Annotated in this window: 14 protein-coding genes; 10 read left to right on the forward strand and 4 right to left on the reverse strand. The window is 36.0% G+C overall.

The window, feature by feature from the left end; all coding sequences use genetic code 11:
* Positions 1–13 precede the first annotated feature (13 nt).
* Both M3206_RS12020 and M3206_RS12025 read left to right on the forward strand, forming a co-directional pair.
* Entirely contained in the window at positions 14–808 is a 795-nt protein-coding gene (locus M3206_RS12020; RefSeq protein ID WP_077361669.1) for an NAD kinase, read from the forward strand.
* A 1-nt stretch (position 809) separates the two neighbouring features.
* Positions 810–1,706: an RluA family pseudouridine synthase gene (locus M3206_RS12025; protein ID WP_251312833.1), complete on the forward strand. Its 897-nt coding sequence runs from the start codon at positions 810–812 to the stop codon at positions 1,704–1,706.
* 67 nt (positions 1,707–1,773) lie between these two features.
* Here the strand turns inward: M3206_RS12025 and prpE are convergent, their stop codons facing one another.
* Both prpE and M3206_RS12035 read right to left on the reverse strand, forming a co-directional pair.
* Positions 1,774–2,511 carry a bis(5'-nucleosyl)-tetraphosphatase PrpE gene (gene prpE / locus M3206_RS12030; protein WP_251312834.1) on the reverse strand — a complete coding sequence of 246 codons (738 nt, stop codon included), beginning with the start codon at positions 2,509–2,511 and terminating at the stop codon, positions 1,774–1,776.
* Positions 2,512–2,576: 65 nt separating this feature from the next.
* A complete protein-coding gene (locus M3206_RS12035) occupies positions 2,577–3,734 on the reverse strand; it encodes an FtsW/RodA/SpoVE family cell cycle protein (protein WP_251312767.1) in 1,158 nt (385 codons plus the stop codon).
* Positions 3,735–3,885: 151 nt separating this feature from the next.
* Here M3206_RS12035 and M3206_RS12040 point away from each other — a divergent pair, with 151 nt between their 5' ends.
* The 3 genes from M3206_RS12040 to fabI all read left to right on the forward strand — a co-directional run bounded on the left by M3206_RS12040 (position 3,886) and on the right by fabI (position 6,854).
* On the forward strand, positions 3,886–5,730 hold the full coding sequence (locus tag M3206_RS12040; protein WP_251312768.1) for a monovalent cation:proton antiporter family protein: 1,845 nt from the start codon (positions 3,886–3,888) through the stop codon (positions 5,728–5,730).
* Between the two features lie 87 nt (positions 5,731–5,817).
* On the forward strand, positions 5,818–5,964 hold the full coding sequence (locus M3206_RS12045) for a hypothetical protein (protein WP_165389301.1): 147 nt from the start codon (positions 5,818–5,820) through the stop codon (positions 5,962–5,964).
* 110 nt (positions 5,965–6,074) lie between these two features.
* Positions 6,075–6,854: an enoyl-ACP reductase FabI gene (gene fabI / locus M3206_RS12050; RefSeq protein ID WP_251312769.1), complete on the forward strand. Its 780-nt coding sequence runs from the start codon at positions 6,075–6,077 to the stop codon at positions 6,852–6,854.
* Positions 6,855–6,974: 120 nt separating this feature from the next.
* Here the strand turns inward: fabI and M3206_RS12055 are convergent, their stop codons facing one another.
* A complete protein-coding gene (locus tag M3206_RS12055; RefSeq protein WP_251312770.1) occupies positions 6,975–7,313 on the reverse strand; it encodes a hypothetical protein in 339 nt (112 codons plus the stop codon).
* A gap of 282 nt (positions 7,314–7,595) precedes the next feature.
* On the opposite strand from M3206_RS12055, the gene M3206_RS12060 reads away from it, so the two are divergent.
* From M3206_RS12060 to M3206_RS12080, 5 genes are all read left to right on the forward strand, one after another.
* On the forward strand, positions 7,596–7,835 hold the full coding sequence (locus M3206_RS12060) for a hypothetical protein (RefSeq protein ID WP_251312771.1): 240 nt from the start codon (positions 7,596–7,598) through the stop codon (positions 7,833–7,835).
* Positions 7,836–7,943: 108 nt separating this feature from the next.
* A complete protein-coding gene (locus tag M3206_RS12065) occupies positions 7,944–8,867 on the forward strand; it encodes a glycosyltransferase (protein ID WP_251312772.1) in 924 nt (307 codons plus the stop codon).
* An 11-nt stretch (positions 8,868–8,878) separates the two neighbouring features.
* Positions 8,879–9,646 carry a sulfotransferase domain-containing protein gene (locus tag M3206_RS12070; protein ID WP_251312773.1) on the forward strand — a complete coding sequence of 256 codons (768 nt, stop codon included), beginning with the start codon at positions 8,879–8,881 and terminating at the stop codon, positions 9,644–9,646.
* A gap of 31 nt (positions 9,647–9,677) precedes the next feature.
* The gene (locus M3206_RS19095) at positions 9,678–10,610 is read left to right on the forward strand and encodes a glycosyltransferase (RefSeq protein WP_251312774.1); all 933 of its coding nucleotides are present in this window, start codon (positions 9,678–9,680) and stop codon (positions 10,608–10,610) included.
* A gap of 17 nt (positions 10,611–10,627) precedes the next feature.
* A complete protein-coding gene (locus M3206_RS12080; RefSeq protein WP_251312775.1) occupies positions 10,628–11,398 on the forward strand; it encodes a sulfotransferase domain-containing protein in 771 nt (256 codons plus the stop codon).
* Positions 11,399–11,467: 69 nt separating this feature from the next.
* Here M3206_RS12080 and M3206_RS12085 read toward each other — a convergent pair whose 3' ends face one another.
* A complete protein-coding gene (locus tag M3206_RS12085) occupies positions 11,468–12,562 on the reverse strand; it encodes a glycosyltransferase family 61 protein (protein WP_251312776.1) in 1,095 nt (364 codons plus the stop codon).
* Positions 12,563–12,657: the final 95 nt, after the last annotated feature.

Consider the following 12,657-nt stretch of genomic DNA (forward strand, 5'->3'; position numbering starts at 1 on the left):
GGATGGAGAGAGAATGAAGTTTGCCATCATTTCTAAAGGCGATAACAAATCGAATATCTTAACGGAAAAAATCCGTTCCTATCTTGAAGAATTCGAATTAGTTTATGAAGAAAAGGAACCCGAAATCGTTATTACGGTCGGCGGTGACGGAACATTGCTTCATGCTTTCCATCATTATGTGCACCGAATCGATAAGACTGCTTTTGTTGGTGTTCATACCGGTCATCTTGGCTTTTTTGCAGACTGGCTGCCAGAAGAGGTGGAGAAACTCGTTATACATATCGCCAAGACACCTTTTCAAATTGTGGAATATCCTCTGCTGGAAGTGACGGTCCGGTACATTGACGGAATTGACGAGAAGAGGTACTTGGCTGTTAATGAATGTACCGTAAAAAGTGTTGAGGGATCACTTGTTATGGATGTTGAGATAAAAGGTGAAAAATTTGAGACGTTCCGTGGTGACGGCTTATGTATCTCTACACCTTCCGGGAGTACGGCATACAATAAAGCTTTAGGCGGGGCGATCATACATCCTTCTCTTGCGTCGATTCAACTCTCTGAGATGGCATCGATTAACAATCGTGTGTTTCGTACGATAGGTTCACCTCTTGTATTGCCTCAGCACCATACTTGTATTTTGAAGCCTGTAAACGATGTGGACTTCCATATTACGATCGACCATTTGTTTTTGGTCCAGAAAAAAGTAAAATCGATTCAATATCGTGTTGCAGAAGAAAAAATAAGATTTGCTCGATTCCGCCCGTTTCCATTTTGGAAAAGAGTTAAAGAGTCGTTCGTCAGTGAATAAGATGAAAAGATTTTTTGAAATTTCTTGGGTTGTAACTGAATCTGATGCTCCTGTCTTATTAAGAGAGTTCTTAAAAGGCAAACAAATATCTAAAGCAGCGCTCACCGATATTAAGTTCCATGGCGGCGCTCTTTTTGTGAATGAAAAAGAAGTAACTGTAAGAACCTCTCTTTCAAGAGGGGATGTTGTGAAGGTTCACTTTCCTCCTGAGAAGCAAAGTGAATCAATGAAAGCTGAGAGTATACCGCTCGATATCGTTTTTGAAGATGAACACTTTCTGGCAGTAAATAAACCCCCTGGAATGCCTACGATTCCATCTCTTTATCAACCTAAAGGGTCACTAGCTGCAGGTGTTTTATTTTATTATCAGCAACATGGGATTCCGGGAACATTTCATGCTGTGAACAGACTAGACAAAGATACTTCAGGCATCGTCCTTGTGGCAAAACACCGTTATGCTCATTCTTTAATGTCCAAGCAGCAAAGAGAGAAGACAATCCAGCGTGAATACGTGGCACTCGTTCATGGAGATTTAGAACAAAACCGTGGAACGATTACGAGCCCGATAGGAAGAAATCCGGATAGTATCGTAGAACGTATGGTGCGTGAAGATGGACAGTCTTCCATCACTCATTTTGAAAAAGTACGTTATCTTTCTGATCATCTTATTAGTGCTGTCAGACTTAAGCTGGAAACAGGAAGAACTCATCAGATTAGAGTGCATATGGCGTCACTGGGTCATCCTTTAGTTGGTGATGATTTGTATGGGGGAAGCAGAGAACTTATTGGACGTCAGGCACTTCACAGCGAGACCGCAAGATTTGTTCATCCATTCACCGGTAAAGAAATCTTGATAAAGGTTGAACTGCCTGCAGATATGAATAGGTTCATGTCTTAATTATATTCCAAATCAGTTATTAAAGTAAGGAGTGCCGTTTTCAGTTTGAAAACTAGCACTCCTTTTTTTAATCATCAAATGAACGGAATTTTTCTGGAACAAACGGCATCGTGGAAGGTACACTAACCACTTTCATCTCGGGATACCTGAGTGCACTTAGCTTTCCACCAAAAACACATCCTGTATCGATATTCCAAGTGTTTTTAATATGGCGCACGTCTTCTACAGGAGTATGACCATAAACGATAGTTAAGTCACCATGGTGTTCCTTCGCCCAATCTCTTCTCACAGGTGTTCCATCCGGGTTGGTTTCACCGGTTATATCTCCATATAGGACAAACGTTTTTACTTTTTTGTTCGTCTGTCCTATATAATCTGCGCGAATTCCCGCGTGCGCTACAACCAGGTTTCCAAAATCAAGCTCTAAATAAAGAGGAGCGTTTTCATATAACGTACAAAAACGGTCACTTACTTTTTTCCTTCTTGCCTCATCGAGTTCTTTCAGTTCAGCAACAGTCGTCTCTAATCCATGTTTCACTTGAACATTCCTGCCGATCAAATAACGATATAGTTTATTACAGTGATTACCTGGTGTGTAAAGTGCCTGTTTCTGTTCAACGAGGTCACATACATGTTCCATCACTTTTATCGATTCAGGACCTCTGTCCGTAAGATCTCCGAGAAACACAAGTTTTCTGTCTTGTTGTTTAGGTAATCCATCCGTCCAACTGTAACCTAATGCTTCAGTCAGCTCCTGATATTCCTTAAAACAGCCATGAATGTCTCCGATAATATCATACTTCATCATTTTCACCTCATCTCCCTTAGGATACTTCAATGGCATAAGAAAAACACCTGAAAGATCAGGTGTTATTCAAACATATATTTGGTTGTTCTCGATCTAACGTTTAACACGAGGCCAAAAGCGATCATATAGGCTAGGATTGAGCTTCCTCCGTAACTGATGAATGGTAGAGGAATACCGGTAATCGGCATAACTTGAATGTTCATCCCAATATTTTGGAACACTTGGAAGGTAAGCATTCCTATGACGCCTGCACATAAGTAGCTGCCAAAGGCTTCGTTGCTCTCAAGAGCCGTGTTAATCATTCTGTATACCATCAGGAAGAATAAGGAGATTACGATACTTGTTCCTAAAAATCCAAATTCCTCTCCAATAATCGAGAAAATAAAGTCAGTCTGTGCTTCTGGCAGATAGACGGAACCTTCCGTAAAACCTTTACCAAAAAGCATACCGCTGCCGATAGCTAACAAAGCGTTCCGTGTGTGATATCCTGCATCTTTATGTTCATAAGGTTCCAACCAAGCATAGAAGCGATTCAACTGATATTGATCAAGAATATGATCAACGAAAAACTGTGGAAAGGTAAAATATATCCAAACTAGGATTGATATGAACAAAATAAAGGAAAGAATAAGGAATAGAATAATTCTCCATCTCACACCCGATACGAGTAAAAGACTGCCAGTGATCGCCATGAAGACGAGCGTTGTACCTAGATCGGGCTGCATAAGTACCAATAGAGTAGGGAAACCGGCAATTAGTGCTATTTTCCCAAGCAATAAGAGGTCTTCATGCATGGTACGAATAATATACTTTTCATTATGCGTTGCTATTGTATTAGCAAGAGCAATGACAAGCGATACTTTTACAAGTTCCGACGGCTGCAAGGCAAACGGTCCGAACCTGTACCAGCTCTGTGCACCGTTAATATTGGGAACAATGCTTTCTGGTGCTACAATTATACCTAAAAGCAAAAGTATGCCTAGTCCGTACAAATACCAGGAAAGCTTTCTGAACTGATCAAAATCTAATACCATTACTCCAACAACAGCGATACCGCCAATGAAGTACCAAACTAGCTGTTTAATAACAAAGTTGCTTCCGTATTGATCCATCATCTGAGCACTGTAGATGGCAATACAGCTTGTAATGACCATGAGGAACAAAATGAAAAGAAGATTGTAATCAAGCTGTTGCCATGGAGATTTATGGTTATTCTGCATGTGGAATCGACTCCTTAAAGTAAAACAATAACATGTATTATCTTACCTAAAAACAATGGGTTTGCAAATCATTTTAAGCACAATCGTTTGACTTTTCTTTTTGAGGTTAATATAGTAAACCAATAATAATTATGGAATTTACGGAGGTCTTATGGAAGAGCATGCTTCTTTTACTTCATTAGTAGTAGTAATTCTTACTGCATTTTTTATTCCGATCTTACTAAACAAATTTAAATTGCGTATAATTCCTGTTGTGGTAGCGGAAATCATCGCAGGAATTATTCTTGGAAAGAGCGGCTTCGATATCGTCGAGCATGACGCATGGCTGGAGATTCTCTCAGTCTTAGGGTTTATCTTTTTGATGTTTTTAAGCGGCCTTGAGATTGATTTTAGCATCTTTGCAGGAGGCAATAATCAAAAGAAAAATAAAGAAGCGAAAAAAGAACCAAACCGTATTTTTATTTCATCGGTTATCTTTTTGTTTATACTTATCCTTTCATATGGATTATCTCTCTTGTTTGTCTGGGGAGGATTCGCAGACAGTGCATTCTTTATGACTCTTGTTATCTCAACAATTTCACTTGGTGTAGTCGTGCCGACATTGAAAGAAGAAAAGTTATCGAAAACGACCATCGGTCAGATTATCTTATTAGTCGCTGTGATCGCAGATCTCGTTACAATGATTTTGCTTGCTCTTTTTGTATCCTTGGAATCAGGAGATCCGAGCAGAATGTGGCTGCTACTTATTCTATTTGCGGCTGGAATCCTCTTATACTTTGTCGGTAAACAGATGAGACATCAATCTTTTCTGGAAACCATGTCTAAAGGAACCATTCAGTTTGATACAAGAGCTGTATTTACACTGATTATTGTATTAGTAGGTTTATCGGAAACGGTAGGGGCAGAAAATATATTGGGTGCCTTTTTAGCCGGAGTACTTGTCTCGCTGCTTTCACCAAATAAGCATCTTGTACACAAACTTGATTCATTCGGCTATGGGTTCTTAATTCCTATCTTCTTTGTAATGGTAGGTGTTGAGCTAGATATCCGGTCCATTTTTTCAGATCCAAAAGCGCTTGCTTTGATTCCATTACTGCTTGTCGCTTTGTTGATTTCTAAGTTTCTTCCTATATTGTACTTAAGAAAATGGTTTGATTGGAAAACCGTGACTGCAGCAGGATTCTTATTGACCTCAACGCTTTCACTTGTTATCGCAGCCGCTAAAATTGGTGAACGTATCGAGATTATTGATGCAAGAACATCATCTGCCCTTATTTTGACAGCTGTTATAAGTGCGATCATCACGCCTATTTTCTTTAAGAAGTTTTTCCCGCGAAAAGAAGAAGGAGAAGCAGTCAAAGAACAGCTGGTTATTGTTGGGGCAAATCAATTCACCTTGCCAATAACGTCTGAACTTGATAAAACGAGATACGAACAAAGAATCTATCACACCAAACAAGAAGAAAAAGACCAGAAGCAATTAGAAAGCTTCAATATAAAAGAACTTGAAAATTATGAAGAAAATACATTAAAAGAAGCAGGTGTATTTAATACAGATGTTATCATCTGTGCAACAGGTCAGGATGATACGAATGAAAAAATTGCTCTTCTAGCAAAAGGAGAGGGAGTGAAACGAATTATTGCTCGGATAGAAGATCCATCAAAACGTGATGGACTTAAAAATGAAGGGATAGAAGTATACTCTGTTTATTTCTCATCTCAAGTACTATTAAAAGCATTAATTGAAAATCCTTCTGTTGTCGACATTCTCACTACTCAAGATAACAGCCTGAACGAGATCATCGTTCGAAACAGTTCATATCATCGAACGGCGTTAAGAAATTTCCCTTACCTGGGAGACAGTATCATCGTTCGGATCTATAGAGGAAAAGAGTCAATCAATCCTCATGGTGACACAGAGATTTTGCTGGGTGATAAGATGGTTGTGACAGGAAGCAAACAACAAATTCATCAGATGAGAGAGATACTTTCTTAATAAAAAGGTGCTGGTTGATACCAGCGCTTTTTAATTTGTAAAAAATAGAGCATGCTAGTAGTAAAACAATAGAAAGGTGAAGTGAACATGATCCCAATCGTTTATTGTCCGAATTGTGAGGCTCAGCATAATCTTAACGATGAAATCCTTATCGCTCAGTCGAACCAGAATGTGATATACCGCTGTCATGCATGTGGTTTTGAAGTGAAAAATATTGAGACTAGCAAAGGTTAACTAGTGAATATTCCTATCTTATCTGTTATACTAATTAGGACTTGGTACTAATAACAAATACTAAATACATGAATCTAGTGAATAATAACCCATGGGGAGGAGATTTTTTTATGTATCAACTATCATTACAGGATAAAACATTTGTCATTATGGGTGTTGCCAACAAAAGAAGCATTGCCTGGGGAATTGCTCAGTCTTTATCAAAAGCAGGAGCACGTTTAGTATTTACATACGCAGGTGAAAGACTTGAAAAGAATGTACGCGATCTTGCAGAATCACTTGATCGAAACGACTCGATCGTTTTACCATGTGACATTACAAATGATGAAGAGATCAAGAAGACATTTGCTACTTTAAAAGAAGAAGTTGGGATCATCCACGGATTAGCACACTGTATCGCATTTGCGAATACGGAAGAACTTAAAGGCGAATATCTAAACACTACTCGTGAAGGGTTCCTTCTGGCTCATAATATCTCTTCTTATTCACTAACTGCAGTAGTTAAAGAAGCTCGTCCATTAATGAAAGAAGGCGGAAGCATCATTACACTTACTTATCTTGGTGGAGAAAGAGTAGTGTCAAACTACAATGTAATGGGTGTTGCCAAAGCTTCACTAGACGCAAGCGTAAAGTACCTTGCTAGTGATGTAGGAAAAGATGGCATTCGTGTTAATGCAATTTCAGCAGGACCAATTAGAACACTTGCTGCAAAAGGAATTGGAGACTTTAACTCTGTTCTAAAAGAGATCGAAGAGAGATCTCCATTACGTAAAGCTAACACACAAGAAGAAGTAGGAGATGCCGCTCTATTCTTGATGAGTGATTTGGCTCGTGGAATTACAGGTGAAATTCTTCACGTGGATAGTGGCTATAATATCATTGCTCGTTAATTAAGAATATGCAAAAACCCCGAATGCTCACGATGGGATTCGGGGTTTTTTATTTGCATCTAGCTGCCGCTCACGATGGGGGCAGTCCTAGAAAAAGAGGATGTTAGTTTAAGCTAATGGTTAAGCTCCTAGGCAAACTACACCGCAAATGCAACGAGAATCCGTTACATATGTTCTATTAATTGCTGCGCCAGTTCCGTCTACATCAGCATATGTGAACACAGCAGTGTAAGTTTTAGGATCAAAACGAACTAGTGTAAATTCAGTAGGAGTAGTAGTTCCTAATAAATCTACTGGTGTGTTTGTACCTCTGTTCACAAGTAGAACACGACTTTGCTGTCCTAGGGAACAAAGGTTATTATTTGCGTTTGCTAGCTGATTCAACAATTCGCTAACACCGCTAAGTTTGTGGCCTCCTGCTTGTTCACTACCGCAACAGGAGTTGGTAAATAGGCTCATTAAAATTGCCTCCTTCGTTGAATTAGATACATGTACCTGATTCCTCAATCAGGTTAATATACTATATACATTATTAGGTAATAGTGGTACGAGGCATAAACCTATTTCTTTGAAAATATGTAGATGCCTAAAGGGTTTTATCTTTTAAATAGCTGATGGTTTACATTTTTATTTTTTTTTTATTTCTAATGGTATTCGTCCAAACAACATGTCCATCTTTCACATATAAAATAAGAACTAGTATTAATTACTAGGTTGTTAAATGAAAGGGGATTATTTAGTATGCCAATTGTAGACCGTTTAGCAATTAGAGCGCAGCTAGCATTCCTTGCTGCTTCTGGTCAGATCATTAATGAGGTTTATGTTTTAGGTACACAAATTCCAGGGGAACCACTACTCACAGCAGTTACAGTTAAAAAAGTTTCAGGTAATTTTGTTGTGTTTAACCAAGCTGGATCCGGTGGTCTTGGAGATGTTATCATCGTTATCGATAAGATCGTTGGGCTTGACACATTGCTTTAAAAACAAAAATGAAGGTCTCTTTTAAAGAGACCTTTATATGTTTTATGGGAAAGGTGTCTAAACCAAAATCTTGAACTCTCATATAATGCAAAGATAGAAGGTGATTGATTGGAAAAGTTAAAATTACTATTTATTACAAAGGAACGTTCAAATCAGTTAGAACGAAGCAGCTACTATTTAGCCCAAGAATTAACGAAACAAACGGAGCTTTTTATTTGGAAAGCGGATGGAAGCGTACATGATATTCTTTCAAGAATTCCATTTCGTCCAGATTTTATATTATTAAATGATTTTCATCCAGATTATCTGCCTAAAATTACAGGTCTTAGCAGCGTTCAAATACCAAAAGGAATGTTCATGCATGACCTACATTATAAAAAGTTTCACAGAAAAAGGTTTATAGAATCTGAAAATATACAATTGGTGTTTACTCATTACCGCGATGCATTCCTTAAATGGTACCCCGAACTCACTTCGAAAATGGTATGGTTTCCTCATTTTATACATCCCGAAATATTCAAAGATTATGGACAAAGTAAAACAATAAATTACTTAATGATGGGTGCAAATTATCCAAATATCTATCCATTAAGAAATAATTTTATGTATCAGCTAAAAAGAGAACCTGGCTTCATTTTCCATCCTCATCCGGGATATAGAGCATTCAGATCAGAGGAAAAAGGTATATATGCAGGACGACGTTATGCAATGGAAATTAATAAGGCAAAAATTTTTTTAACTTGTGATTCTATTTATAAGTATCCACTTTTAAAATACTTTGAGGTGTTAGCATGTAATACCTTATTAATTGCCAGCCCATCAGAAGAATTAAGAGAATTAGGTTTTATCGATGGAGAAACATTTATAGCCGCAAATCAATCAAATGTACTCTTTAAAGCAAGACATTATCTTAATTATGAAGAGGAAAGAAACCGAATAGCCCTTAATGGTTTTAAGATGGTAATGAAACGCCATACCACGGAAGTTCGTGTAAAAGAATTACTGCTTAAGATAAGAGAATTTATCAAATGAGGAAGTAGATAATGATTTATCGTACAAAGTGTAATCCATTCTATGTAAATACTATACCTAGAAGCGGAACACAATTACTTAGGGAGATACTACTATGTATTCCTAGATTAAAACATGATTGGGAAGACCAGTTTTATTTTGAAGAATTTCAAAAGATGGACTCAAGCTATAAAAAATATAGTGAACGGATAAAGCAATTAGATAATAATGAATTTGCCATCGGTCATTTGTATTTTTCACATTATTGGACTGATCTTTTGAACGAGATTGGTATGAAACGAATCTTTTTATACCGTGATCCAAGAGATGTAGTTGTTTCACTGGTTTACTTTGTTTTGAACCAATGTCGTACCGATCCTTTCTATTCATACTTGACTCAATTCTGTTCAAATCAAAGAGAGCGATATAAAGCAATCATCGAGGGTTTTCAGGAGGATCACTTATTTTTTCCTGGAATCGTTTCAATGTACAGACAATACATGAATTGGAAGAATGACAAAAACACACTAATCATTAGGTTTGAAGATTTACTCAGTAAAAATAGAAGAAATGAAATGGAAAGACTAATCGACTATCTGATTCCTGATCAACAAAAATACAAAGAAGAAATTCTTTCAAAAATGGTGTCCCAGGTTAACCGTACTGACTATATAACTGGGAAATATGGATTAATAGGGTGTTGGAAAGATGAGTTCGATGATGAATTAATGGAACGATTTGATAAGTTGTGCGGTAAAGTTTTAATAGAATTAGGCTATGAACCTTCAATTCATTTATAGAAAGGTCTCTTTTGGAAAGGGGGAAAAGTGTGTGTTAAAGTTATTATTAATTTCAAAAGATACTTCAACCTTTTTGAATAAAAACTACTTTTATTTGGAGAATGAATTATTTAAAAATACTGATCTTATGATATGGAGAGAATCGGGGGATATCGAATATATCTTGAAGCAAGTTCCCAAAATCCCTGATTTCATTTTAATCATTAACGATATAGGAACCGAATTTTATCCAATAATAAGCGGGTTACCCAAAACTCAAATTCCATTTGGGTTGGTTGTGAACGATTCCCACCGTTTTATAGCAGAAAGAAAAAAATATATTTCTCAGAATAACATAAAAAATTTCATTGTTCTTTCCAAGCAAAATTTTTTGAAATACTATCCTGAACAAAGAAATAAACAAATATTCTTTTTCCCGCCATTTGTAAATACCGAGGTTTATAAGGATTATAATCTTGATAAAAATATGGATCTAATGATGTTAGGTGACAAAGTTTCCCCTATTTACCCCTTAAGAAAAGCCATTGACAGATACTACAAAAGTGATCCCAGGTATGTATCAATGCCTCATCCGGGGTGGAAGAACTTCACTAAAGAGCAAGAGCAGAATACGTTGATGGGTAAAAATTACGCCCAATTCATAAATCGAGCGAAATTATTTTTTACTTGTGGTTCCGTTCTTCAAGTGCTTACGTATAAATATTTCGAAATTCCAGCTTGTAAAACGCTATTATTAGCACCTACTTTTCCTGAATTAGAACAAATAGGTTTTGTGCCTGGAAAGCATTTTGTAGATATAAATCTTCAAAATTTCGCCGCTAAAGCAGAATATTATTTAAAGAATACCGTGGAAAGAAATAGAATTACAGAAGAAGGGTTCAAATTTGTTCAGCAGTATCATTCACATATTTATCGAACCGAACAGTTAGTTAAAAAAATGATTGAAATATGCAATCAACAATAATAAGAGGAAGATCATCATTGAATAATAGAAGAAACCCATCGCAAGGAAATCATTTTGATAAAGTATTTCTCGTTTCATTCCCAAAGTCAGGAAATACTTGGATGAGATTTTTGCTTGGTACATTACTGTCTAATGAAAAAGTAGATTGGAAGAATATTAACCAATATGTGTTTGAAATAGGAACTCGACCAATTGCTCCTATTAAACATTTTAATCATGTACAATATTTTAAAAGTCATTCTTATTATGACCCTAGTTTTCAAAAGGTCATATATATGGTAAGGGATGTAAGAGATGTAGTTATCTCTTATTATTATTATTTATTAAAAAGAAATGTACTTATTGATCGAGTAAAACTTAATGAATTCATTCCACAATTTATAAAAGGAGATTTTGATTCCTTTAAATGGGATGAACATGTTAAGAGCTGGTTGAGAAATAGCCATAAAATAGCTAATGGTTTTCACCTAGTAAAATATGAAGATCTACAAAAGCAGCCGATCGTTGAAATGAAAAAAATAATGTCCTTTTTGAATGTCGATGTAAATGATGAAAAAATAATCGATGCTTTAAATTGGAGTTCATTTCGAAACATGAGAGCTTTAGAAATAGAACAGCAAAATTATTCGTACATGTTAAGGAAATCGAATAAAGCTATTCCTTTTATACGAAGTGGAAAAGTTGGGGAATGGAAAACTGAGCTGGATCAAGATCAACAAGAACTTCTGAAACAAGCGTACGGACAAACATTAATTGATTTAGGTTATGAAACTTCATTAGATTGGTAACTCATATAATAATTATAGACATCCGATTGTTCCAACAATTGGATGTCTATTTTTATAAATTAAATGTTTTTAATTAATACCTAAAAGGTCTAATGTATGAATAAGTTTGTTTATATCAATGGTCATGTTATTCAAGACAGGATGTATTCTAGAAATCGGGGGAGCAAGATTACATTTGAAAAAGGAAAAATCTAAATCTAAATAGTTACTTATTTTTATAAATTCATCTGAAGTCGTAGTGAATAATTGGATAATTTTTGTACCAGGCTTACAAAACATAATATTAGACATACCTGCACCATTTGTACCTATTATATATTTCGCAGAATTAAAAATATTAATCTGTTCCTGAACAGACTTGTTTTTTAGAACAACTTTCTTAAATCCTCTTTTTTCTAGTATTTGTATTACACGTTCTTCATTTATTACTTTTCTCCAAGAGGCATCATCACGACTAATATAGATCTTCTCATATTCATCCGAATTTTTTACAGTATTTTCATTTAATAATGAGTTTCTTAAGTAATCAATGGACCATTTTACTGATGTATCGATAGTAAATGGTACGGAAGGGAGAACTAACTTCTTAGCTCTTAAATGCATATTGGGTCTAAGCTGAATGATTTTATCCCTTGGAATCCCGAGCATTTGGAGTGTTTGCCATTGATAAGGATATCGAATAGGGGGCAAGAGATATTTATTGATTTTAATACCGCTAAGTTCTAATAAGTGAAATCTTGCAAGATTGTCATGTAACCAATGCCAATAATTTTTATGCCCTGCCCATGCGATCACGGCGACAGTTTCGTGTGTATAGGTTGCAGTTGGTATTCTTTCCTGATTAAAATATGGCCATAAAAGGTGAAATGTCATATCTCTCAATAGCTTTAATGTTGGAGTCATAACGTAAACCCTGCCGTTTCTTGTCCAATCAAACCAAACACTACCGTTATAAACAGTGGCAACATAAGCATTATCAAACTTTTGATCGATATTGTATGTTAGGGGCTTTACCCAATCTACCCATTGAGGTGGGTCTCCTTTAGGAGGCTTAAACCGAACAATTTGATTTGTATAAAACTCTTGATAAACTTGATTAATATTAGTTTGAGGAGTAACTTCATCTAACCATTCTTTTGTCTTTGCATAATATTTTTTCTCCATATTTCCTCCTTGTAATTTTCTTCTTTTTTATGCAATTTTTCTTCTTTTTTTATTCTATTAAATTAAAAAGAAAATTGTTCTGGTTAATTGTCTCT

This window comes from Fictibacillus phosphorivorans (genome assembly GCF_023715845.1).
In the GTDB taxonomy this organism is placed as follows: Bacteria; Bacillota; Bacilli; order Bacillales; family Fictibacillaceae; genus Fictibacillus; species Fictibacillus phosphorivorans_D.

Excerpts from the sequence above, each read along its gene's own strand:
- M3206_RS12020 (WP_077361669.1), top strand. The coding sequence starts at position 14 with ATGAAGTTTGCCATCATTTCTAAAGGCGATAACAAATCGAATATCTTA.
- M3206_RS12025 (WP_251312833.1), top strand. The coding sequence starts at position 810 with ATGAAAAGATTTTTTGAAATTTCTTGGGTTGTAACTGAATCTGATGCT.
- prpE (WP_251312834.1), bottom strand. The coding sequence starts at position 2,511 with ATGAAGTATGATATTATCGGAGACATTCATGGCTGTTTTAAGGAATAT.
- M3206_RS12035 (WP_251312767.1), bottom strand. The coding sequence starts at position 3,734 with ATGCAGAATAACCATAAATCTCCATGGCAACAGCTTGATTACAATCTT.
- M3206_RS12040 (WP_251312768.1), top strand. The coding sequence starts at position 3,886 with ATGGAAGAGCATGCTTCTTTTACTTCATTAGTAGTAGTAATTCTTACT.
- M3206_RS12045 (WP_165389301.1), top strand. The coding sequence starts at position 5,818 with ATGATCCCAATCGTTTATTGTCCGAATTGTGAGGCTCAGCATAATCTT.
- fabI (WP_251312769.1), top strand. The coding sequence starts at position 6,075 with ATGTATCAACTATCATTACAGGATAAAACATTTGTCATTATGGGTGTT.
- M3206_RS12055 (WP_251312770.1), bottom strand. The coding sequence starts at position 7,313 with ATGAGCCTATTTACCAACTCCTGTTGCGGTAGTGAACAAGCAGGAGGC.
- M3206_RS12060 (WP_251312771.1), top strand. The coding sequence starts at position 7,596 with ATGCCAATTGTAGACCGTTTAGCAATTAGAGCGCAGCTAGCATTCCTT.
- M3206_RS12070 (WP_251312773.1), top strand. The coding sequence starts at position 8,879 with ATGATTTATCGTACAAAGTGTAATCCATTCTATGTAAATACTATACCT.
- M3206_RS12085 (WP_251312776.1), bottom strand. The coding sequence starts at position 12,562 with ATGGAGAAAAAATATTATGCAAAGACAAAAGAATGGTTAGATGAAGTT.